The organism is Amycolatopsis sp. lyj-109 (genome assembly GCF_046548995.1).
Classification (GTDB): Bacteria; Actinomycetota; Actinomycetes; order Mycobacteriales; family Pseudonocardiaceae; genus Amycolatopsis.
In genome coordinates, this window is sequence record NZ_JAJPWR010000006.1 from 151,148 (window position 1) to 173,959 (window position 22,812).

General features: G+C 70.6%; 18 protein-coding genes and 1 pseudogene. 5 read left to right on the forward strand and 14 right to left on the reverse strand.

The window, feature by feature from the left end:
* Positions 1-56 precede the first annotated feature (56 nt).
* Both ACLJQF_RS15205 and ACLJQF_RS15210 read right to left on the reverse strand, forming a co-directional pair.
* Positions 57-728, reverse strand: coding sequence for a YdcF family protein (locus ACLJQF_RS15205; RefSeq protein ID WP_410609219.1), 672 nt, complete (start codon positions 726-728; stop codon positions 57-59).
* Entirely contained in the window at positions 728-2,524 is a 1,797-nt protein-coding gene (locus tag ACLJQF_RS15210; RefSeq protein ID WP_410609220.1) for a Xaa-Pro dipeptidyl-peptidase, read from the reverse strand. The genes ACLJQF_RS15205 and ACLJQF_RS15210 overlap by 1 nt, the downstream gene beginning before the upstream one ends.
* A gap of 84 nt (positions 2,525-2,608) precedes the next feature.
* Here ACLJQF_RS15210 and ACLJQF_RS15215 point away from each other — a divergent pair, with 84 nt between their 5' ends.
* Entirely contained in the window at positions 2,609-4,165 is a 1,557-nt protein-coding gene (locus tag ACLJQF_RS15215) for a DUF4139 domain-containing protein (protein WP_410609222.1), read from the forward strand.
* 4 nt (positions 4,166-4,169) lie between these two features.
* Here the strand turns inward: ACLJQF_RS15215 and ACLJQF_RS15220 are convergent, their stop codons facing one another.
* From ACLJQF_RS15220 to ACLJQF_RS15235, 4 genes are all read right to left on the reverse strand, one after another.
* Complete coding sequence (locus tag ACLJQF_RS15220) at positions 4,170-5,066, reverse strand: SLATT domain-containing protein (RefSeq protein WP_410609224.1); 897 nt, start codon at positions 5,064-5,066, stop codon at positions 4,170-4,172.
* A 130-nt stretch (positions 5,067-5,196) separates the two neighbouring features.
* Complete coding sequence (locus ACLJQF_RS15225; RefSeq protein WP_410609225.1) at positions 5,197-5,628, reverse strand: CBS domain-containing protein; 432 nt, start codon at positions 5,626-5,628, stop codon at positions 5,197-5,199.
* A 108-nt stretch (positions 5,629-5,736) separates the two neighbouring features.
* On the reverse strand, positions 5,737-6,183 hold the full coding sequence (locus ACLJQF_RS15230) for a hypothetical protein (protein WP_410609226.1): 447 nt from the start codon (positions 6,181-6,183) through the stop codon (positions 5,737-5,739).
* Complete coding sequence (locus tag ACLJQF_RS15235; protein ID WP_410609228.1) at positions 6,180-7,595, reverse strand: PLP-dependent aminotransferase family protein; 1,416 nt, start codon at positions 7,593-7,595, stop codon at positions 6,180-6,182. Before ACLJQF_RS15235 ends, ACLJQF_RS15230 begins: the two co-directional genes overlap by 4 nt.
* 83 nt (positions 7,596-7,678) lie before the next feature.
* On the opposite strand from ACLJQF_RS15235, the gene ACLJQF_RS15240 reads away from it, so the two are divergent.
* Positions 7,679-8,251, forward strand: a complete 573-nt coding sequence (locus ACLJQF_RS15240; protein WP_410609230.1) for a TIGR03086 family metal-binding protein — start codon at positions 7,679-7,681, stop codon at positions 8,249-8,251.
* Here ACLJQF_RS15240 and ACLJQF_RS15245 read toward each other — a convergent pair.
* A complete protein-coding gene (locus tag ACLJQF_RS15245) occupies positions 8,244-9,221 on the reverse strand; it encodes a neutral zinc metallopeptidase (RefSeq protein WP_410609231.1) in 978 nt (325 codons plus the stop codon). The genes ACLJQF_RS15240 and ACLJQF_RS15245 overlap by 8 nt on opposite strands.
* A 113-nt stretch (positions 9,222-9,334) precedes the next feature.
* On the opposite strand from ACLJQF_RS15245, the gene ACLJQF_RS15250 reads away from it, so the two are divergent.
* Complete coding sequence (locus ACLJQF_RS15250; RefSeq protein ID WP_410609233.1) at positions 9,335-11,347, forward strand: prolyl oligopeptidase family serine peptidase; 2,013 nt, start codon at positions 9,335-9,337, stop codon at positions 11,345-11,347.
* On the opposite strand, the gene ACLJQF_RS15255 is transcribed toward ACLJQF_RS15250, so the two are convergent.
* Both ACLJQF_RS15255 and ACLJQF_RS15260 read right to left on the reverse strand, forming a co-directional pair.
* A complete protein-coding gene (locus ACLJQF_RS15255; RefSeq protein ID WP_410609235.1) occupies positions 11,337-11,651 on the reverse strand; it encodes a DMT family transporter in 315 nt (104 codons plus the stop codon). The two genes, ACLJQF_RS15250 and ACLJQF_RS15255, sit on opposite strands and share 11 nt — an antisense overlap.
* Positions 11,651-12,262, reverse strand: a complete 612-nt coding sequence (locus ACLJQF_RS15260; protein WP_410609236.1) for an FMN-dependent NADH-azoreductase — start codon at positions 12,260-12,262, stop codon at positions 11,651-11,653. The genes ACLJQF_RS15255 and ACLJQF_RS15260 overlap by 1 nt, the downstream gene beginning before the upstream one ends.
* A 76-nt stretch (positions 12,263-12,338) precedes the next feature.
* Between ACLJQF_RS15260 and ACLJQF_RS15265 the strand changes: the two genes are divergently transcribed.
* Positions 12,339-12,914 (forward strand): TetR/AcrR family transcriptional regulator, encoded by a 576-nt coding sequence (locus ACLJQF_RS15265; protein ID WP_410609238.1) that lies wholly within the window; start codon positions 12,339-12,341, stop codon positions 12,912-12,914.
* Here ACLJQF_RS15265 and ACLJQF_RS15270 read toward each other — a convergent pair.
* The 4 genes and pseudogenes from ACLJQF_RS15270 to ACLJQF_RS15285 form a co-directional block, all read right to left on the reverse strand.
* Positions 12,876-13,550: a ferritin-like domain-containing protein gene (locus ACLJQF_RS15270; RefSeq protein ID WP_410609240.1), complete on the reverse strand. Its 675-nt coding sequence runs from the start codon at positions 13,548-13,550 to the stop codon at positions 12,876-12,878. The two genes, ACLJQF_RS15265 and ACLJQF_RS15270, sit on opposite strands and share 39 nt — an antisense overlap.
* A gap of 108 nt (positions 13,551-13,658) precedes the next feature.
* Positions 13,659-18,890: pseudogene (locus ACLJQF_RS15275) on the reverse strand (LAGLIDADG family homing endonuclease); the annotation flags it as partial.
* Positions 18,891-18,982: 92 nt separating this feature from the next.
* Positions 18,983-19,474 (reverse strand): transcriptional regulator NrdR, encoded by a 492-nt coding sequence (gene nrdR / locus ACLJQF_RS15280; protein WP_410609242.1) that lies wholly within the window; start codon positions 19,472-19,474, stop codon positions 18,983-18,985.
* A 578-nt stretch (positions 19,475-20,052) separates the two neighbouring features.
* Complete coding sequence (locus tag ACLJQF_RS15285; RefSeq protein ID WP_410609244.1) at positions 20,053-20,517, reverse strand: LysM peptidoglycan-binding domain-containing protein; 465 nt, start codon at positions 20,515-20,517, stop codon at positions 20,053-20,055.
* A 360-nt stretch (positions 20,518-20,877) separates the two neighbouring features.
* On the opposite strand from ACLJQF_RS15285, the gene lexA reads away from it, so the two are divergent.
* Positions 20,878-21,537, forward strand: a complete 660-nt coding sequence (lexA, locus tag ACLJQF_RS15290) for a transcriptional repressor LexA (protein WP_410609245.1) — start codon at positions 20,878-20,880, stop codon at positions 21,535-21,537.
* Positions 21,538-21,766: 229 nt separating this feature from the next.
* Here the strand turns inward: lexA and ACLJQF_RS15295 are convergent, their stop codons facing one another.
* Positions 21,767-22,780, reverse strand: a complete 1,014-nt coding sequence (locus tag ACLJQF_RS15295; protein ID WP_410609246.1) for an esterase-like activity of phytase family protein — start codon at positions 22,778-22,780, stop codon at positions 21,767-21,769.
* Positions 22,781-22,812: the final 32 nt, after the last annotated feature.

Sequence of the window (22,812 nt, forward strand, 5' to 3'; positions counted from 1 at the left end):
GCGGGTCCTCTCGCAGCGGATGGAACGCCGATAAGTCGCCTGACCTGCGACGATCGTTACAGTGAGTGATCGCCACCGCGGACCGTGACCAGCCGCTGCGTGAACCCCGCCTCGACCAGCCTGCCGAACGCCCGCTCGACGCCGGGTGGGATGCGCTGCGGGATCGCGAAGCCCCGCTCGGCGTACTCGGTGATCCGCTGGGTCTCGCCGACGAGCATCCCGATCACGCGCTCGGTCTCTTCACAGCCGGCGACGTACTCCTCCAGCGAGACACCCTTCGCCGCGCAGACGAGGTCGGCTTCGGGCCACCACCGCTTGGCCGTCGCGTACGCCCGGCGCTGCTGGTAGGGCCGGGAAACGAGCGTCACGGTCCGGGCCGCGATCCCCCGCGCGGCGAGCAGCCGCCGGGTGAACACGATGTTCTCCCCCGTGTGGCGGGCCGCGGGTTCGACCAGGATCGCCGCGTCCGGCACCCCGAGGTCAAGGGCGATCTCGCGGTAGTGGACCGCTTCGCCGCGGGGGAAGCGGTCCACCGTCGTCGGGGCGTTGGCCCCGGTGAAGACGAGCAGCGGGAAACAGCCGGCGTGGAACAGCTCCGCCGCGTGCACGGCCACGCCGGGATCGCGGCTGCCGAGCCCGATCCCGACGTCCGACCGCCGCGGCTCGTGCCGCAGGTCGTGGTAGTCCCACAACGTGCGGACGTCGGCCCGGAGGTGCTCCGGCAGCATCAGCCGAACGCGGCCCGCAGCGCCGGCTTGCCGCCCGTGACCGGCAGCGTGACCGACGTCTTCGTGAGGTCGAGCGCGAGCCCCGCGCCCGGCTTCGGCCGCAGCGTGTAGTCGTGGTCGCTGGAGGCGACCAGGACCTCCAGCCGGTGGCCCGCCGCGAGGACGTAGTCCTTCGGCATCAGGTCGACGCCGATGCGGTAGGTCTGCCCGGGCGTGATCGGCTCGGTGCGGGCGGGCGACGTGCGGTTCTGCGGGTCGGTCCAGCCGCGGGTGATCACGTGGGACGTGCCGTCGGGGGCGCGGTCGAGCAGGATCGCCGAGACGTTCGCCGCGGGCCGGTCGAACGCCAGCGCCAGGTCGGCGCGGGCGGTGCCGGAGAGGCGTACGGCCTGCTTCGCCGCCGGAGTCGCGTACAACAGGCGGTTGCCGGAGGAGGCGAGGGCGGCCAGCTGCTCGATCGTCTTCGACGAGTCGTCGGCGAGCGTTTCCGCGGCCGCCGTGCCCGGGACCGGGTTGCGCGTGTCGATCGTGCCCTTCGAGCGGCCGCCCGGCCACGGGTACACGCGGACGTCGGAGGTGCCCGGCGCCGGCCAGTCGGCCTCGTCGGTCCACGACTTGTCCTCGCGCTGGATCGTCGCCTTCGGCTCGTTCTGGATGCCGTTGTCGATGCCGTACAGGTAGTGCGACATCCACTTGTTCAGCGTCGCGAGCCAGACGTCACGGCGCAGCGAGTATGGGTCGGCGTGCCCGGACTGGTGCAGCCAGATCTTGTGCTCGACGCCGCGGGCCTTGAGCGCCTCGTACCAGGTCGCGACCTGCTCGGTCTTGACGTTCCAGTCGTTGAGGCCGTGCACCGCGAGCACCGACGCGCGCACCTTGCCGACGTCGTTGCGGTAGTTGCGGACGTCCCAGAACGGCGTGTAGTCGCCGGTGACCCGGTCCTGGTCGCGGGTCAGCCCGTCGATCACCGGGCGGCAGACCTGCCGGTCGGCGCGGGTGTGGACGTACTCGGCGAGCACGTCGGCGTCCTCGCCCTGGAAGCCGCCGGCCGCGACGACCGCGCCGTCGTGGCGGTAGTACTCGTACCAGCTGGAGATGGCCGCGATCGGCACGATCGTCTCGAGGCCCGCGACGCCGGTGCTCGCGACGGCGTTCGGCAGCGTCCCGTTGTAGGAGACGCCCATCATGCCGGTCTTGCCCGTCGTCCAGTCCGCCGTCGCCGCGGCGCCGGTCGTGTCCCGCGCGGAGGTCCGGCCGTTGAGCCAGTCGACGACCGAGCGCGCGCCGATCGTCTCGTTGACGTCCCCGGTGGTCGGGCAGCCGGTCGAGAGCCCGGTGCCGAGCGACTCGCCGTAGACGACGGCGAACCCGCGCGCGGTGAAGTAGTCCTGGTAGCGCCAGTTGATCGGGGTGGCCGGGCCGACGCCGTGCGCGGCGACGCGCGGGCCTTCCGGGCCGCGGGCGTACCCGGGCACCGACAGCTCGACGTCGACGTCGTGGTTCGCGACGTCGTTGCCGCCGGCGTAGTACGGGCTGGCCTGGTAGACGACGGGCACCTTCAGGCCCTGCTGGGTCGCGCGCGGGCGCACCACCTGGGCGTGCACGAGGTCGTCTTTGCCGTCGTGGTCGCTGTCGACGGGCGCGGTGACCCAGACGTCTTCGCGGACGACGTCGGCCGGGTCGAACACCGGTTGCGCCTGGCCGCCGGAGAACACCGGGGCCGGTGGCGCGGCTTCGGCGATGCCCGCGGTCAGCGGCAGCGCGAGGACGGCGGCGAGCAGGACTGCGGCTTTCACTCAAACCCCCAAGCCGGGCGAAGCGGACGACTGATGACACTTCCGCTCCGCCCGCGGGGGTGTCAAGAGACTAACGTCGGAGGCATGCCGACCGTCGAAGCGCCGATCACCGCCGTGACCGTCTACCCGCAGCAGGCGCGGATCACCCGCCGGGGCAAGGCTCCGCTCGACGGCGGACCGCGCCTGGAGTTCGCCGGGCTGCCCCCGGCGCTCGACCCGGGCTCGGTGCGCGTCACCGGCAGCGGGCCCGCACTGATCACCGGCGTCGACGTGCGCACCGAATGGCACGCCGCCCCGGCCAGCGCGGAGTTCCAGACGCTCGTCGAGCAGCGGCGTGCGGACCAGGCCACGCTCGACGGCGTCCTGGACGACGAAGCGGCCGAAACGATGAAGGTCGATCTGCTGACTTCGCTCGCGAAGCGCAGCGGCGGCAGCTTCGCCAAGGCCCTCGCAGCCGGCACCGCCGAACCTTCCCGCGTCGCCGAAGTCACCGACGCACTGAGTTCACGGCTGGCGTCGGCGTTGAAGGCGCGCCGGGTGCTGAGCGAGCGGATCGCGCGGCTGCGCGAGGACCTCGCGGCGCTCGACCGGCGGATCGAGGCGCACGGCGCGCAGTCCGGGCAGGACAGCACCTCGGTGCTCGTCGAGCTGGAGATCCCGGACACCACCGCGGAAGCCGAGCTGGAACTGTCCTATGTGGTCCCCGGCGCGAGCTGGGAACCGGGTTACGACATCCGGGTGCGCGGCACCGACGTCACCGTGGTGTCGTACGGGCTGGTCAGCCAATACACCGGCGAGGACTGGCCGGAGTGCGAGCTGGCGCTGTCGACGGCCCGGCCCGCGGTGTCGGTGGTGGTGCCGGAACTCCGGCCGTGGTACCTGGATCGAGTCCTCCCCGTCCCGGCCGCGCCCGCCGCGGCGTACGGCGGGTCGGGCGGCGGGATCCCGGACGGCGTACGGCGGCAGTACATGGCGTCGTCGGCTTCGGTGATGGAGAACAAGCTGGCCGCGGTCGAGCAGGGCACGACGGCGGTCACCTACCGGCCTTCGCGGCCGGTCGCGGTGCCGTCCGGGGCTTCCGGCCATCGGACGACGCTGGCGCAGCTTTCGCTCACGGCCGAGCTGGGGTACGTGACGGCGCCGGTGCTGGCGGAAGAGGCGTACTTGCGCGCCACGGTGGAGAACACGTCGGAGCACGCCCTGCGGCCCGGCCGGGCTTCGGTGTTCCACGACGCGGAGTTCGTCGGGACGACCGTGCTCGAACCGTGGGCTCCCGGGGAAGAACTGGAACTGGCCCTGGGCGCCGACGACCGGATCCGGGTCGAGCGGGAACTGGTGCGGCGGACGGCGTCCAAGGCGACACTGTCGGGGCAGAAGCGGCGCGAGGCCGAGTACAATATCTCCATCGGCAACCACGGGCCGCGGCCCGCCACCGTCACCGTTCTGGACCAAGCCCCGGTCTCCCGAGACGACACGATCACCGTGCGGGACGTGAAGACATCGCCGGCCCCCGTGGAGACTTCGGCCTTGGGTGAATTCACGTGGCGGTTGACGCTGGACCCGGGTGAGACGGGCAAGGTGACCCTTTCGTACCGGGTCGATGTCGCGAAGGGCGTGGAGCTGTCGGGGTGGCGGGAGTAGATCTCTAGCTCGCGGCCGAGGGCCCGGATCGCTCATCGGACGGCGGCTGGTCGAGGTTCTGTTCGCGCTTCTTCTGTTCCGTCTTCAGGCGGTAGACCTCCTCGGCGAAATCCGCGAGTGCGTTCGTCTGGCCGTCCTCGTCGGAGCCATAGTGCTTGTACCGGCCGACACCGAGGTCGAACGCTTCCCATTCGGACTCGATCGCGTCCGCGGTCTGCTGGAGGTACGCCCCTCGCTCGCGGTACTTGAAGGCGGCGATGAACCCGCTGGCGATGCCGACGAGGAAGCTTGTCGCCATGGTGCCCCATTTCGCCAGCGGCGAGATCAGCGAGATACCGGCAATCGCCGTCGTGGCCAAGGATCCGATGATGAGAATCCCTTGCAGCACGTTCTGGATTCGCCGGTACCGTTTGTTCTCGGCACGGAATCGATCGACGTCGGAAAAGGCTTCTGCCTTGTAAGCGAGGCGTCGCTGCTTGAGGCTGAGCTCGCCCTCGCTCACCGCCAGCTTGCGTTTGTCGCGCCGCAAGGTCAGTTCCAGTTCCAGATCTGCCTCGAGCTTCCGCGTGCCGAAGAACTTCTCTGCGTCACGTAGGCGTGTCTCACGAGGTCCGCCGGGCTCAAGCCTATAGTGGACGGCCTTGAGCAGCATCGCCGTCCCGGCGAGTCCTACTACCGCGGAAATTTGAGAGTTCGCGGACCGGATGTCGAACTGGGAGAAGCCGCTGACGATCCAAAGCGCGATCAGCAGGAGCGGGCCTGTGACGATGAGGATGTTTCCCCAGCGCTTTCTGCGCCGAGCCACGAGAAGCTCGTACTCCAGTCGCCTGATGTCGTGATCGAGTAGAATCAGCTTTTCAGCGGGCGACGGATCGACGACGGCGTCCTGAGCGGAGACCACTTCTCCCCCTGAGTCTCGTGGCTTGTGACAGTCAAGCATAGCGAGACAATCGGGCACTCAGTCAGTGCGTGGGTGCGTCAGGAGGCCCGGCCGACCCGCGACGGATCGGCCGGGACCTCCGACTTCGACGTCAACCCTGCGAGATGTAGGCCTGCAGCTGTTCCTGGCTCTGCTCCAGCTGTTCCATCCGGTTCTTCACGACGTCCCCGATGGAGACGATCCCGGCCAGCCGGCCGTCGGCCAGGACCGGGACGTGCCGGATGCGGCGTTCGGTCATCAGCACCGACAGCTGGTCCACCGAGTCGTCCGGGGAGCAGCTCGCCACCAGTTTCGTCATGATCTCCGAGACGGCGCCGTCGAGCAGGGCCGGTCCGTGTTCGTTCAGGCGTCGCACGACGTCGCGTTCCGAGACGATGCCCGCGATGGACCCGTCCGGTGCGACGACCACCATCGCGCCGACGTTGTGTTCGGCCAGTCCGGCCAGCAGCGTGGTCACCGTGGTCTCGGGGGTGACCGTCGCGACTGCCGACCCCTTCGTGCGCAGCAGATCCGCAATCCGCATGGCGATCCTTCCCGTCGGTGAGCTGGATCACCACAGGTTAGGGCCCCCCGGCGCCCGGCGAAAGTCCGGCAAACGGGGCGTCTTCGTGGTATTGGTACCGATTCAGCTTCAGCCGAGCCGCTCGGCCAAGCCGTCCAGGGCCAGCCGGATCCCGGCCGCGTAGTCGTCGTCGCCGAGGGCGTCCAGGCGCCCGCGAGCCAGCGCCAGCTGCTCGCGCGCCGCGGGCAGGTCGCCGAGCTTGCGGTAGTCCTCGCCCAGGTTGAGGTGCAGCGACGGGTAGAACCCGCGCACGGCCAGGGACGAGTGGTACTCCTGGGCCCGCGAGTCGGTCAGCGAATCGGCCGCGGCCAGTGCCCGCAGGTCCCACTCGATCTCCTCGGCCGGATCGTCGCAGACGTCGGCCAGGTGGTGGGCCAGCGCGACGCGGTGCAGCGGGTCACCGTCGTCGCCGATCGATGCCCACAGCTGCGCGAAGGTCGCGTACGCGCCGGCGCGGTCGCCGCCGATGTGCTGCCGCAGACCGGCGTCGATCGCCACCATCACGTCGTCGGTCATGCCGCTCCTTCGTCCGCCAGTGCGCGCAGCCGGGCCAGCCCGGGCTCGATCCGCTCGGCCGCGACCGCACCGTAACCGAAGACGAGCCCGTGCCGCCGCTCCCCCACCCCGAAGTCCCCCAGCGAGTACAGCCGGACGCCGCGGCGGCGGGCCGCGCGGACCAGCCCGCCGCAGTCGGCCGGCGCGACCGCGCTGAGGTGCAGGCCCGCCGTCGACGGCAACGGTGTCAGGAAGTCCGCGAAGTCCCGAGCAAGCAAGGCCGCCAGGAGTTCGTGCCGGGCGCGGTAGACCTTCCGCATCCGCCGGACGTGCCGGGCGAAGCCGCCTTCGGCCATGAACGCCGCCAGCGCCGCCTGGTCGACGTTCGGCGCGTGCCAGTCGGTCAGGTAGCGGGCCTTGACCAGGGCGGGCACCAGTGACGGCGGCGCGACGAGGAAACCCAGCCGCAAGGCCGGCGACAGCACCTTCGAAAACGAGCCGACGTACACGACGCGGCCGCGGGAATCCAGGCTGTGCAACGGTTCCAGGGGCCGCCCGGTGTAGCGGAACTCGGTGTCGTAGTCGTCCTCGACGAGCACCGCGTCGTTCCGCTCGGCCCAGTCGAGCAGTTCCAGCCGGCGGTCCAGCGACATCGACAGGCCGAGCGGGTACTGGTGCGACGGCGTCACGTACACCAGCCGCGTCCCCGCCGGGATGGCGTCGACGACGATCCCGGCGGCGTCCACCGGCACCGCTGCGACCCGGACGCCGCGCGCGCCGAGCACCAGCCGCGGCGGCGGGTACCCGGGGTCTTCGACGGCGGCGAGGTCGCCGGCCCGCAGCAGCACCCGCGCGACGAGATCGGTCGTCTGCTGGGCGCCGGCCGTGACGACGACCTGCGCGGCGTTCGCCCGGACGTCCCGCGAAACACCGATGTGCCGGGCGATCTCGGTGCGCAGCGCGGCGTGGCCCTGCGGGTCGCCGTAGGTCATCAGGTCGGCCTGGCCGGCACGCAGCCGCTGTGTGATCAGCCGCCGCCAGGTGTCGAACGGGAACAGCGCGAGGTCGGGGACGCCCGGCCGGAAGTCGAACTCCGGTGCCGGGGCGAAGGGCGCGGGTGGCGGCGGGACGGCGTCCCACTCCGGCAGCGGCCGCACGCCCGGGCCGTCGGGGACCGGCGAGGGACGCTCCGCCGGCGAAGCGGTGACGAACGTGCCCGCGCCGACGCGCCCGGCGAGGAACCCCTCGGCGGTGAGCCGGTCGTAGGCCGCGCTGACCGTAGTCCGGGAGACCGCGAGCCGCTGCGCGAGCTCACGGGTCGGCGGCAGAGCTTCGCCGGGCCGGATCCGGCCGGCCAGGATCGCCGCGCGCAGCTGCCGGTAGATCGCGTCGCGGTGGCCGCGCGTGCCGGTCAGGTCGATGTGGATCTCCACCGGCGTCAGTCTAGATTGGCCCACGAAGGTTGCGGCAGATTTGGCACTGTTCGTGGTCCGCTTCCCCGCCTAACGTGCCCGGTATGGATCTCCGCGAACTCGACCGCCGCACCTTGCTCCTCCTCGACGAGCTGGTCGCCGGCGTGACGCCCGCCGACCTCGCCCGCCCCACCCCGTGCGCCGGCTGGACGCTCGCCGATCTGCTTCGCCACCAGGTCAGCGAGAACCACGCCTTCGCGACGGCGGCCCGCGAAGGCTCGGCGCCGGACTGGGACGCCGGCGTCCTCGGCGACGACCCCTACGCCGCGTACCAGGCGTCCGTCGACGACTTCCTCGACGCCTTCACCGGCGACGCCGTGCTGGAGCGGCAGCTCACCATCAACCACTTCGGCACGTTCCCCGGCTCGATCGCCGCGCACATGCACCTGGTCGACACGGTCGCGCACGGCTGGGACCTGGCCCGCACGCTCGGCCTGCCCTACGAGCCGGACGCCGAAGCCGTGTACATCGCGACGAAGCTGGCCGAGCGGATCCCGGACGAAGGCCGCGAGAAGAACGGCTCGTTCGCCCGCAGCGTCGCGGTGCCGGCGGCCGCGAGCGAACTCGACCGGTTCCTCGCCCTGCTCGGCCGCGACCCGGCCTGGACCCTCAGCTGACCTCGTCGACCGGCGCGCTCCACGTGTTGCACGCCTTCGTGGCCTTGCCGTCGTAGCCGGCCTTCGCCCAGGACAGCTGGTGCTCGCGCGAGCCGTGGGTGTCGCTGTCGTTGGCCCGGCCGTAGTCGGCGACCGCGGCGTTCGCCAGCGACCGGCTGATCGAGCCCGAGCCGGCGACGGCGGTCAGGAACAGCGCGCCGAAGCAGTTCGCCTGCAGCTCGATCCGGCGCACGACCTCCTTGTCGGCCGCGCTGTCCTCGTCCGGCGAGGTCATCTTGTCCGCCGCCGCGGAGAGGATGCCGCTCTCGCGCTGCACGTGATGGCCGTATTCGTGGGCGAGCGTCGCGATGTGCCGGGCCTTGTTGAGCCCGGCGTCCGACAGCATCCAGTCGGTCGGGGCGTAGATCGTCGTGTCGCCGCCGCAGTAGTAGGCGACGGCTTCGTTCTCCGTCGGTGCCTCGCCGCACGAGCTGTGCTCCGGCAGCGTCACCGACACGGTGGCGGTGAGCGTCGGCTCGTTCGCCTTCTCCAGCGCCGGGCGCCAGGACTGCTCCAGGCAGGCGACGAGCGCGCTGTAGTAAGCCTTGAGCTGGTCGGCCGCCCGGCCGAGGTCGGGCAGGGTGCAGGTGGCGGGCCCGGGGCTGATGCCGTCACCGAGCAGGGGGTTGCCCGCCAGCTCCGGCACGGCCTTCGGGGGCTTGCCGGTGTCGCCGTACGCCCGGCCGGGATCGGCACCCTGCGCCGCGAACGCGTGGCCGTCCACGCGGTGCGGGATGGTGGCGGCGATCAGGGAAATGGACACCACGACTATGAGGACGCCGGTGACCGCTCCCCAGAGCCGGTTGCGCGGTGGCGCGATCGGGACGGGCGGGGCCGCGGCCCAGTTGGGCGCCCACGGATTCGGCTCCGGTACCCACGCGGGTTCCGGTGGCCGGTCCGTCCCCGGCCATGACGGCTCGGTGTCGTTCACGTTCTCCCCCTGCTGTGTGGCACCAGCATACGGACACCCCGGGAGGCAGGGATCACGAAAGGAAAACGCCACCGGGTGGCCACCGGGCCGCCGACCAGGCGAGACTGAGCGGTATGAGTGTCGAGGATCCCCACCTGTGGCTGGAAGACGTGACCGGCGCCGACGCGCTCGGCTGGGTGCGCGCCCGCAACGACGAGACGCTGGCCGAGCTGACCACCGGCGCGCGGTTCGCCGAACTGCGTGACGAGCTGCGCGAGGTGCTCGACGCCGACGACCGGATCCCGTACGTGCGCCGCCGCGGCGAATTCCTCTACAACTTCTGGCAGGACGCGAGCCACCCGCGCGGCTTGTGGCGGCGGACGACGCTGGAGTCCTACCGGCAGCCCGAGCCCGAGTGGGAGCTGCTGCTCGACGTCGACGCGCTGGCCGAGGCCGAGGGCGAGAACTGGGTCTGGCAGGGCGCGACCGTGCTGCGGCCGGGCTACCGGCGCGGCCTGGTCGAGCTGTCCCGCGGCGGCGCGGACGCCACCGTCGTCCGCGAATTCGACCTCGACGCGCACGAGTTCGTCGCGGACGGCTTCACGGTCCCGGAGGCGAAGACGCGGATCGGCTGGATCGACGAGGACCGCGTCTACCTCGGAACGGACTTCGGCCCGGGTTCGCTGACCAGCTCCGGGTACCCACGGCTGGCCAAGGAGTGGCGGCGCGGCACGCCGCTCGAGGCGGCGACACTGGTCTTCGAGGGCAAGCCCGACGACGTCTCGATCGGCGCGTCCCACGACCCGACCGAAGGCTTCGAACGCGACTTCGTCAGCCGCGCGATCGACTTCTACCGCTCAGAGCTGCACCTGAGGACGCCCGGCGGGCTGGTCAAGATCGACGTCCCGGACGACGCGAGCGCCTCCCTGCACCGCGAATGGCTGCTGGTGCGGCCGCGGACGGCGTGGACCACCGGCGGCACGGAACACCCGGCCGGCTCGCTGATCGCCATCCACTTCGACGCCTTCATGGCCGGCGCCCGGGACTTCACGACGCTGTTCACCCCCGACGAGCACACCTCGCTCGAGTACTGGGCCTGGACGCGCAACCACCTGCTCCTCGGCACGCTGCGCGACGTCCGCAGCGAGCTGCGCACGCTGACGCCCGGCCCGGCCGGCTGGGCCGAGGAGCCCCTGGCCGGGGGGCCCGAGTTCGGCAGCGCGGACATCTTCGACACCGACCCCGACGTCAGCGACGAGTACCTGATCGACTCCAGCGGGTTCCTGCAGCCGTCGACGCTCAGTTACGGGCACGTCGGCGAAGAGGTCGAAGCGCTGAAGCAGGCCCCGGCGTTCTTCGACGCTTCGGGCATGAGCGTGGCGCAGTACTTCGCGACGTCGGAGGACGGCACGAAGATCCCGTACTTCGTCGTCCGGCCGTCCGGCGCCGAAGGCGGTCCGACGCTCGTGACCGGCTACGGCGGGTTCGAGGTCTCGCTGACGCCGTCCTACAGCGGCATGATCGGCCGCGGCTGGCTCGCCCGCGGCGGCACGTACGTCGTCGCGAACATCCGCGGCGGCGGCGAGTACGGGCCCGGCTGGCACACCCAGGCGATCAAGGCCGAGCGCCACCGCGTGTACGAGGACTTCGCCGCGGTGGCCGCGGACCTGGTGACGCGCGGCATCACCACGCCGGAGCAGCTGGGCATCCAGGGCGGCAGCAACGGCGGCCTGCTGATGGGCGTGATGCTGACGCGCTACCCGGAGCGGTTCGGCGCGATCGTCAGCCAGGTACCGCTGCTCGACATGCGCCGCTACCACCTGCTGCTGGCCGGGGCGTCCTGGATGGCCGAGTACGGCGACCCGGACGACGCCGCGGAGTGGGACTACATCTCGCAGTACTCGCCGTACCAGAACGTCCACAGTGGACGTGCGTATCCGGCGTCGCTGTTCGTGACCTCGACGCGCGACGACCGCGTGCACCCCGCCCACGCCCGCAAGATGGTGGCGCGGATGCGTGAGCAGGGGCACGACGTCCGGTACCACGAGAACATCGAGGGCGGCCACGGTGCCGCCGCGGACAACGAGCAGCTGGCGTTCAAGTGGGCGCTGGTGTTCGAGTTCCTGTGGGAGCAGCTCACGAAGTGACGCGAGCGAGCACGACGCCGCCGACGATCAGGGCCAGCGCGGCCACCCGGCCGACGCTCAGCGGGTCCTTGGTCACGACGACGCCGAGCACGATCGCACCGATGGCGCCGATCCCGGTGAACACCGCGTAGGCGGTGCCCACCGGGACGGTGTCCATCGCGCGCGACAGCAGGTACACCGCCGCGGCGCCGAGCACGAAGCACAGCAGCGTCGGCCACGGCCGGGTGAAGTTCTCCGTCGGCTTGATGCTCTGCGACCAGGCGATCTCGACGAGCCCGGCGCAGACGAGCGTCACCCAGCCCATCAGAGCGCCTTCAGCGCGGCTTCGAGCGACGCTTTTCGTTCGCCGTCGCGCGCGTCGAGGTGCGGGTCGACCAGGGCATTGGTCAGTTCGGCGTGCACGAACCGGACGTCGTCGACGTCGTAGTGCCCGGCGATGAAGTCCCGCAGGTAGCGCTCGTGGTGGTCGAAGGGGGCTCGCGGGGTCCCGGGCGCGTACGACCCGCCCCGGGCGCCGGCGATCACGAACGCCGTGCCCTTGAGCGACATCCGCGGGAACGTCACCTGGTCGATCCACGCCTTCAGGGCGGCCGGGATCGAGAAGTTGTACATCGGCGCGCCGATGAGGACGACGTCGGCTTCGAGCAGCTCGTTCAGGAGCGGCTCGACGACCGCCCAGGCCGCCTTCTGCTCCGGCGTCTCGACGACATCGGCGTAGTGCGCGGGGTCGGTGATCTTCGCGGTGAGCAGGGCGTCGCAGATCTCCGTCCACGCTTCGCCGATCACCGGGATCGGTTCGGCGGCGAGGTCGCGGTAGGTCCGGGTGCCCGCCCAGCCGGCGGCGTACCGGGCGGACAGCTCACGCGAGAACGACGAGCGGCGGGCGCTGGAGTCGAGGTGCAGCAGGTGGGGCACGATTCCTCCTCAAGTGGACACGGTGTCCACTTGAGCTAACTGGACGCCTCGTCCGGATATTCCCTAGGCTGGTGACATGCCCGAACGCGCCGACGCGGCCCGCAACCGTGCGAAGATCCTCGCGGCGGCCGAGGAGCTGTTCACCGCCCGCGGCGCGGCGGAGGTGACGATGGAGGACATCGCCCGGGCGGCCGGCGTCGGCCGCGGAACGCTGTACCGCCGCTACCCGGATCGCGCGGCGATCGCCGTGGCGTTGCTGGACGAGCACGAGCGCCGCCTGCAGGAGGCGCTGCTGCGCGGCGACCCGCCGCTGGGCCCCGGGGCGCCGCCGTCCTCGCGGCTGGCGGCGTTCTACGAGGCGATGGTGGAGCTGCTGGAGCGGCACGCGCCCCTGGTGCTGGGCGCCGAGGTCGGCCACTCGCGCTTCAAGACGGGCGCGTACGGCTTCTGGCGCACGCACGTCCGGGTACTCGCGGAGGCGGCGGGCGCGCCGGACCCCGACGTCCTGGCCGACGTGCTGCTGGCCCCGCTGGCTCCAGAGCTGTTCCTGCACCAGACGTCGCGGGGCGTGCCGGTGGAGCGGATCGTCGCGGCGTTGCGGCAGCTGGCCCGGCTACTGGAGCCGCGCGAGGGCGACGTCGAAGGCGGTTAGGACGTCCGCGACGAACTCCTTCCTTCCGACGCCGAGCTCCCGCAGGGCGGCCCCGTGGTCGACGGCGACGGTGACCGCGACTCCGATCAGCAGGAGCCGCCAGGCCCCGAACACCACGGCCCGCACGGGCTTGGCGAACCCGCCGCGGAGCCGGTGACAGTGGAACGGCACGTGCCGCTCTTCATCGGTGAGGATCCGGGCGGCGACTTCGGTGACGAGCGGGTCGCCGGTGCCATCGCGCAGAGCGCGGTAGTAGCGCAGGGCGACGACTTCGGCGATGAGCAGCACCATGAGTTCCAGCCGCAGCCCGAGCGCGCGCCGCAGCGTGACGAACACGGTGTCCGACCAGTGGCTCGCCAGGGTGGGCACCGCACCGGCGTCGAGCAGCGCGGCGAGCATCCGGGCATGGTTCTGTTCTTCGGCGACGAAGAGCTTCACGGCGGCGAGGTAGGTGGCTTCGCCGGCGGCTTTGGCGATGAGGTTGGCGCCGTCGCCGGCTTCGCCCACCTGGAAGCGCTGGATGCTCTTGGCGACGTCGGGGTGGAGTTTCGCGCCCTGCTCCCAGGGTGGGTCATCGCGCTGTCGGCGGCGTTCGGCCTCGGTTTCGAAGTCTTGGAGCCAGTCTGCGTGAGTCATCGCTTCGATGATGCCGCGTGATTGTGGTCCGGGTGGGCGGCTTTCGCGGAGATTCGGTGAGGCGCGGAAAGCCGGGCGGGTGCCGGAGGCACCCGCCCGGCTTCTCACTCAGCTACAGCCGGAGGTCGCGCCGCAGCCTTCGCAGGCGTAGCACGACCCTGCCGGGCGCATCTTCGTTCCGCACGTCATGCACAACGGGGCGTCCGCCGCCTTGCCGAGGCGGAGCTCCATCAGCTCCGTCGTCGTCTGAGCTTCCCGGTGGGGGTGTCCCGGATCGTCCGCATGCGGCTCGGGCGAAGCGTCCACTGTGGACCGCAATGCCTCCAGGTCCACGCCCGGGTTGCCGTACGTCGCCTCGACCTCCGCCGAACGCTCGTCCGCCGAGAGGATGCCCAGCTGCGCACGCTTCTCCTGCGGCAGGTAGTCCAGGGCCAGCCTGCGGAACAGGTAGTCCATCACGCTCGTCGCGATGCGGATGTCCGGGTCGTCGGTCATGCCCGCCGGCTCGAAGCGCAGGTTGGAGAACTTCGAGACGTAGAACTCGAGCGGGATGCCGTACTGGAGGCCGACCGAGATCGACATCGAGAACGCGTCCATCACGCCGGCCAGCGTCGAGCCCTGCTTGCCGAGCTTGACGAAGATCTCGCCGAGGCCGTCGTCCGGGTACGAGCCCGCCGTCAGGTAGCCCTCCGCACCGCCGACGGTGAACGACACCGTCTGGCTCGGGCGCTTCTTCGGCAGGCGCTTGCGCACCGGGCGGTACTCGACGACCTTCTCCGGCTCCGCCGCGGCCTTGTCCTTCTTGGCCGTCGACAGCGGCTGGCCGACCTTGCAGTTGTCGCGGTAGATCGCGAGGGCCTTCAGGCCGAGCTTCCAGCCCTGGAAGTAGATCTCCTCGACCTCTTCGACCGTCGCCGACTCCGGCATGTTGACCGTCTTGGAGATCGCACCGGAGAGGAACGGCTGCACCGCCGCCATCATCCGGACGTGCCCCATCGGCGCGATCGAGCGCTCCCCGACCGCGCAGTCGAACACCTCGTAGTGCTCGGGACGCAGCCCCGGCGCGTCGACGACGTGGCCGTTCTGCGCCACGTACTCGACGATCGCCTCGACCTGCTCGGCCGGGTAGCCCAGCGCCTCCAGCGCGCGCGGCACCGTCTGGTTGACGATCTGCATCGAGCCGCCGCCGACGAGCTTCTTGAACTTCACCAGCGAGAAGTCCGGCTCGATTCCGGTGGTGTCGCAGTCCATCATGAAACCGATGGTGTTGTGGCTGACGAAACCGTTGGCGACGTAGGTGACGTTGTCCGGCACCGACAGGTCGTAGGTCGGCTGGACACCGCCGTCCGCGTTGGCCTCGACGGGCTCGAACAGGTACCTGAGCGCCCGGCCGAGTCGCGGATCGCCGCTCTCGGAGTAGATCCGGCGCGCCACCATCCTGGCCACCCCACCGGTCTTCCGCAAAGACTGCACGACGGCGTCGCGAGATTCGTGACCGAAGGGCACCAGCTCGTCCCACACCGCGCGAGGCAGGTGGACTCGGTCGCCCTTGGCCGATCCCGCCGGCTCGAGGCAGACCAGCAGCCGGGCCTTGCGTTCGCCCATGAAGCCGACGATCTCGTCGAACATCATCGAGTGGTCGACGTTGCGCAGCCGGACCTGCCACATCGGGCTGCCGAAACCGCTGGTCGTCCGGCGAGTCGTGGTCGCCATGCCGACCGCGAGCAGCAGCGTGCGAAGGTCCTCGGCGAAGAGCTCCGACGACGTGGAGACGCTCGGCACCCCTTCGAGCACGGTCCCGTCCGCCTCGAAGACCCCGCGCAGGAAAGCCGCGTAGATCTCCGGATCGTTGGTCTCGCGGATGGTCACCGGTACGCGCGGCGTCCATCCCTTGCCCGTGTGGTCGGCGCCCGGCAGGTCCTTCGCGAATCCGGCGGCCTGCCACCAGCGGGCCAGCCGGACCGACTGAAGGGTCACCTCCTGGTACCCCTCGCACTGCCGGACCGCGGGTTCGAGCCCGAACAGTCCCTTGCCGAGGATCCGGAGGCGGTCGACGACGTCGAGATCTGTGTCGGCGACACAGAGCCGGATCCCCTCGGCGTGCAGGCTGCCATCGCCCTCGAAATAGCCGACGAGTTCCGCGAGATCGGCATCGACCACGTCCGGCACCCGGATGTCGCGGTCACCGGCGTAGCAGGCCTGGTCGAGCACCGGCAGCGGCACCCTGCGGGGTGCACCGAACAGGCCGCCCAGCTGCATCGGCAGGACGTCGCCGGGCCGGATGTCGGCGAGCCGTTTCCACGCCCAGGCCCCGGTGTCCGGATCCACCGCCTTGACGCGGTGGGCGAGCGTGCCCTGGACCCGGTACCCGCCCTTGGTTTCGATCCGGCGCGTCGGCTCCTCGCCGTTGACGAAGAACTTGGTCGCGGGGCGCGGGCCTTCATCGGTCGCGACCGTGAAATCGACGTCCTGCCAGCGATCGCCGTACAGCTCGCCGAGTTCGGACAGCCGCGCGAGGCCCCGATCGGTGGTGACCAGGGTGTCCGCCGTCAGGCAACCGGTGGGCGCGAGCACCGACGCCTGCGCGTTGCGCCAGCCGTGCTTCGTCCCGATCTCGACGCCCTTCTGCCACTCCTCCGTCGCCAGCGCGCGGACCGCGGCGTCGTTCGCGTGGTAGGTGCGGACGAGCTCGTTCGCCGCCGCGTGCTTGCGCATCACGCGCTGGTGCGCTTCGGCGTTGCGCGCGTAACCCTCGTACGCGCCGACAGCCTGGGCCAGCTCCGCCGAGCGCCGGTACGACACGCCCGTCATCAGCGACGTGATCGCCGCCGCGAGCGCGCGGCCGCCGTCGGAGTCGTACGCGTGGCCGAGTGCCATCAGCAGCGCGCCGAGGTTGGCGTAACCGATGCCGAGCTGGCGGAACTTCTTCGTGGTGTCGGCGATCGGCTCGGTCGGGAAGTCCGCGAAACAGATCGAGACGTCCATCGCCGTAATGACGAACTCGACGGCGCGGGCGAACAGGGGCGCGTCGAACGTGCCCTGCGGGGTGATGAACTTGAGCAGGTTCAGCGACGCCAGGTTGCAGCTGGAGTTGTCGAGGTGCATGTACTCGCTGCAGTTCGCGACGACCGTTCCGCCGACGATGTAGGAGTGGTTGCGCGGCTCGGTCAGGTTGAACGTCGTCTCGAACCCCTGAGAAACCCGCGAAACCAGGCTCACGGTCTCGTCCACGTCGTAGAACTCGTGGTTCGCGAGCACGTCGGCGAGCTTGGCCGACTTGGCGGCGTGGTCGAACCCGACCAGATCGGCGAAGGCGGCGATGTGCCGTCCGGTGATCCGGAGGTCGAACGTGGGTCCGCCGCTGCCGTAAGTACGTTCCTCGCCGTCCTTCGTGGTGTACTCGAAGGAATCGGCCTTCTTCTCCGAGTGGTAGATCCGGCCACGGATGCCCAGGCTCGCCAGCAGTTCCTGCACACCGACGAGCAATTCCTCGGACCGGCTGCCCAGCCCGACGTACCGGGTGCCCTTGACCGCCTGGTTCACCACACAGCCGTCCGCGTCGAACAGGCCGCGCAGGAACGCGGTCACGATCTCCTCCGGCGCCTGGTAGATCGACTCCGGGACGACCTTCGCGGCGGAGCGCTCCCCGCTGACGCCGAGACCGCGCATGAGCAGGGCGAACCGTCCCCGCATCGCGCGGAGCTGTGCGGTGCCGTTGGCCTGCACGCTGGGCTTGCTCGCGAACCCGGTGATCGCGGCAAGCAGTTCACGGTGCCGTGGGAGGACGTTCTCGCGCTCCCATTCGGATCCGTACACGGTGACCGCGCCGGCGTCGGTCAGGCAGCCGTCACCGACGAGCCAGCCGACGTAGTGCGCGAGTTCGGTGGTCCACTTCTCCGGCACGGCACGCAGTTCCTTGCCGCGCGCCCGCGTCGCGGCCTGGATCGCCAGTGGCGGAAGCGCCGCCGTCGCGTACGGTCGCACCGCATGCTCGATCGATCGGACGACCTTGTCGGCTTCGCCGAGCTTGTCCGCGTGGACCCAGCCCTGGTTTTCGGTCCAGACACGGTGGTTGGGTGTGCACCGGAGCCGGGAGCCGTCGCTGAACCGGAGTTCGACGATCTCGTTGGTGCCCGTGACCATGTACCGCGTCGGATGGGTGGCAAGGATCCGCCTGGCCGGGGTGTCCTCGTTGGTCACGTCGTTGGTGTAGACGGCGAACGTCTCGCCCTGGGCGGCTCGCAGCACGAGGTCCCCGATGCGCACCAGACCGGCATCGGTGACGACCCGCTGATCCGCCGGAAAGCACGGGTTCGACGCGGTGATCCGGCCCGACTCCGGGCAGGTGTGCCAGTCGTTGATCGTGCCGTCGTACTGGATGCCGGGGTCGGCGCACTCCCACGCGGCCTGGGCCATCGTGCGGAACAGCTTCTTCGCGTCGGTGCGGTCGATGACCTCGCCGGTGAGCCGGGCGCGCAGGCCGAAGTCGGTGCCGTTCTCGACCGCCTGCATGAACTCGTCGGACACGCGGACCGAGTTGTTCGCGTTCTGGTACTGCACCGAAGAGATGTCCGCGCCGGAGAGGTCCATGTCGAACCCGGCGTCGCGGAGGACCTTGATCTTCTCCTCTTCGCGCGCCTTGGTCTGGATGAACTCTTCGACGTCCGGGTGGTCGACGTCGAGCACGACCATCTTCGCCGCGCGCCGGGTGGCGCCGCCGGACTTGATGGTGCCCGCGGACGCGTCGGCGCCGCGCATGAACGAGACCGGCCCGGATGCGGTGCCGCCGGAGGTGAGCAGTTCCTTCGAGGAGCGGATGCGGGAGAGGTTGAGGCCGGCGCCGGAGCCGCCCTTGAAGATCAGGCCCTCCTCGCGGTACCAGTTGAGGATCGACTCCATCGTGTCGTCGACGGCGAGGATGAAACACGCCGAGACCTGCTGCTTCGACGGCGTGCCGACGTTGAACCAGACCGGGGAGTTGAAGCTGAAGACCTGGTGCAGCAGCATCCAGGTGAGTTCGTGCTCGAAGATCTCGAGGTCCTGCGGCGTGGCGAAGTAGCCGTGGTCGCGCGCGGCCTTGACGTAGGTCTGCACGACCCGGTCGATGAGCTGCTTGAGGCTGCGCTCGCGCTGCGGGCTGCCGACGGCGCCGCGGAAGTACTTGCTGGTGACGATGTTGGTGGCGTTGACCGACCAGAAGTCGGGGAACTCGACGCCGCGCTGCTCGAAGTTGACCGAGCCGTCACGCCAGTTCGTCATGACGACGTCCCGCTGCTCCCAGGTCACCTGGTCGTACGGGTGCTGCCCCTCGGTCGTGAAGACGCGCTGCACGCTCAGCCCGCCGGCGGTCTTGCCCTTCTTGCCGGCGGCCGCGCGGGCCCCCGATCCCACGGTTTCCGTCATCGGTGAACCCTCTCCCGCAGCGGGACGGCTCAGTCGCCGCCTTCGCGCTGATCGCTCTCCTGGGCAGCAGCACCCGCCATGGCCTCACGGAGGTCGGCGATCTCCTTCTCGAAGTCCTCGACCGAAGAGAACGAGCGGTAGACACTGGCGAACCGGAGGTAGGCGACCCCGTCGAGCTCACGCAGCGGGCCCAGGATGGCCAGGCCGACCTCGTGACTCGGGATCTCCGCCAAGCCGGCGGAGCGGATCGACTCCTCCACGCGCTGCGCGAGCTGCTGCAGCGCGTCGTCGTCGACCGGCCTGCCCTGGCAGGCGCGGCGGACGCCGCTCACCACCTTGTCCCGGCTGAACTGCTCGGTGACCCCGGACCGCTTGACGACGGCGAGCACCATCGTCTCCGACGTCGTGAACCGCCGTCCGCACGACGCGCACGAGCGCCGCCTGCGGATCGCCTGGCCTTCATCCACCTCTCGGGAGTCGACGACCCGAGAGTCCGCATGCCGGCAGAACGGGCACCTCATCCGCCGATCACCTTCCCCTCATCGCCGGCCGCCCTCCGTCGACGTCCCCGCGGCCACCATGCACCCCTGCATCTGGTGATCGTTTTGTGGACATCCGGTGGATAACGGCCGACCAGCTGTGGACAACTACTGTCCAGCCTACCCCAACCTGTGGACCAACTACAGCGGTGTAACTACTACATATAGCGGGCGAGCGTAGAACTCGGCGGGGGTGTGCGCAAGCGCACGACGGGGTCTCGCCTCGCCAGGGTGAGGACGGGTCGACGGGGTCGACCGAGCCGGCGCGGCGGGGACGCGGGGGCGGCGGAGCGGTCGCCCTGGTCGAGACGGGGTTGGTCTGTTCGGGTGGCGCGGAGAGGCGCTTCGGACGGGGTGCGGATCGGGCGCGCCGGCGGTTTCGGAGGCCGCAGGGTTCACCGAAGCGGGTGATTCTGCGGCGGGGTTCGACGCGGCTCGAGGCGGAGCCGGACGACTCATGCGGACCGCGGCGTCCTGAATGACTCATTCAGGACCTCCGACGCCAGGAATGAGTCATTCAGGACGCCGGCCACCGCCTCCCTGCCCGGCCGGGGGCGGGATCACGGCGCGGGAACGTCGGCAACCGGCACGGTGAGCGGCAGCCCGGGCACCAGTTCGGCGGCGTCCAGCCGGTTCAGCTCCTTGATCCGGGCGACCACCGCCCCGCCGTCGCTCTGCGGCGCGAACCGGGCAGCCAGCGACGCGAGCGTGTCGCCCTGCTCGACCGACACCGTCGCGGTCCGCTCCGGCACCGGGGCGCCGGAGACGCCACCGGCGAACAGGCCCAGCCCGGTGACCACCAGGCAGCTCGCGACGGCGAGCGCCGCCAGCCACGGCCAGCGCACCGGCACCCGGCGCGGCGCGGCGCAGGGCGCGCCGGCCGGACGGCGGCCCGCCACGACCCGTGCGCGTGTCGGCGGGCGCTGCACCTCGCCGCGACGTCCGCGCAGGATGCGCACCGGCCGGAGAGGCGCCGGGACCGGAGCCGCCGGGCGCGCGTGTCCGCGTTCGGCCAGAATGGACATCCGAACCTCCTCGAAACCCTGGTGTCCGCCCGTTTCCCGGGCCGGGAGCGGCCCGTGGATCAAGGTCGAACAGGCGTTCTATCGAACGCCCGTGCGAAGGTCTACCACCTGCCACCGACAAAATCGAGCGGACACGGCGTGTCGATCGAACAGATGTTTGAAATCGTCGTGCCCGGGGGCTAACGTCGGTGACCAGGGCATCTGCCGGGCAGATGCCGCCGGCGAGCGTGCCCGCACCCCGCGGGCGGCGGCCGGCGCGCAGATACGTGCAGCGAACGTCTGGGAGGCGACGCAGTGGCGAAGGAGAACAAGGCGGGCAGGACCAGTGGGTCCCCCGGCAGCTCGGGCAAGGTGCACACCATGCCCGAGGTGTACGAGGTGGACGACGCTCTCACCGTCCGCCAGCAGCAGGTCCTCGACGTGATCCGCTCGTGGGTGAGCCGGTTCGGCTACCCGCCGAGCGTTCGCGAGATCGGCGAAGCGGTGGGGCTGACCTCGACTTCGTCGGTCTCGCACCAGCTTCGCGCCCTGCAGCGCAAGGGTTACCTGCGGCGGGACGCGAACCGCCCGCGTGCGGTCGGTGTCCTCTCGGCGACCGACGACAACCCCATGGGCATCGAGATGGACCAGCAGCCGGTCATGCCGAAGGCGGCGTACGTGCCGCTGGTCGGCCGGATCGCCGCCGGTGGCCCGGTGCTGGCCGAGCAGGCCATCGAGGACGTCTTCCCGCTGCCGCGGGAGATCGTCGGCGAGGGCGAGCTGTTCCTGCTGAAGGTCACCGGCGACTCGATGATCGACGCGGCCATCACCGACGGCGACTGGGTCGTGGTCCGGCAGCAGCCGGAGGCGGACAACGGCGAGATCGTCGCGGCGATGATCGACGGCGAGGCCACGGTCAAGACGTTCAAGCGCAAGGGCGGCCACATCTGGCTGATGCCGCACAACGAGGCGTACGAGCCGATCCCCGGTGACGACGCCACGGTGCTCGGCAAGGTGGTGGCGGTGCTAAGACGCCTCTGACGAGGACGTGGCGGGTGAGGCGTGTCCGCGGGAAGCGCGGACCACAGCCACTCGCCTTAGGTGTCTTCTGGGGGTGCAACCCCCAGACCCCGCCCGGGGGCAAGCCCCCGGACCCCCACCTTGGTCACCTTGGGCGGTCAGGTTCCTGATCGCCTGGGTTCGCACAGCTGAGGTGGGTGCTCGGAAGATTCACCGGATCGGATGATCTTCGGCCGTGGGGAGCCGAAGGTCAGCGGCGGGCCCGGCGACGCAGCTTGCTGAAGCCGAACCAGCCGAGGCCGACCACCGCGAGCGTGATCCCGGCGGCAGGCAGGACGGGGAGCCCGGACCCGTCCTCCGCCGAGCCGGATGACGCGCTCGTGCCGGTCGAGGTCGTTCCCTCCGCCGGTGCGCCGGACTGCGCGGCCGATGCCGCCGCGCCCCGCACCGTGCGGAGGGGCTGGCCCACGCCTTCGCTGCCGGAAATCAGCGTCCCGTCCGGGTCGAACGCGATCGCCTCGCCCTGCTTCTCCCCCGGCAGCGGGATCCGCACCGGGTTGCGCTGCAACGCGGCCAGCACGTCGCCGTCCGGAGCCGCGTACACATACGCGTCCGTATACGTCCGCAAAGCCACGGCGCTGCCGTCGGCCATCGAGGCGCCGCCGGTCACCAGGACCGAGCCGATCGAACCGACCGGGCCGCCCTGGGTGTCCGTCGTCGCGATCTTCACCGTGCCGACCTTCTCCAGCGTGGTCGGTCCCGGGCTGGTCAACGGCCCCGAAGGCCGGTAGACGTGAGCCTCGCCGAGGATGTCCTTGGTGATCAGGTACGGCGTGCCCGCCTTGTCCATGATCAGCGCTTCGGTGTCGTGCTGGCCGTCCGGGTAGGTGAGCCGGTGCAGCGTCACCTTGCCCTGCGGGTTCATCTCCAGCAGGGCGACCGTCAGCCGGCCCTTCTTGTTGTCACCGGTGTCCGACAGCCACAGTGTTCCGTCGGGGGTGCGGGCCAGGTCCTCGACGTCGAACGGGTCGGTCTTGTCCGTGAGGACCTTCTGGACCTTGCAGTCCCGGCCCAGCACGAACACCTGGACCTTGCTGCCGCCGTCGTTGATCGCCCACAGCTGCTTGCCGTCGGAGACCAGGCCGGACAGCTCGCCGATGCGCGAGTCCTTCATCGTGCACAACGGTTGCGGCGTCTCGGCCGCCGAAGCGGGCACCGACCCGCCGAACACGGCCAAGAAGACCAACGCGACAACCCAGCGCACCCAGCCACCTCCGTAGTGTGCGGACATCCTGT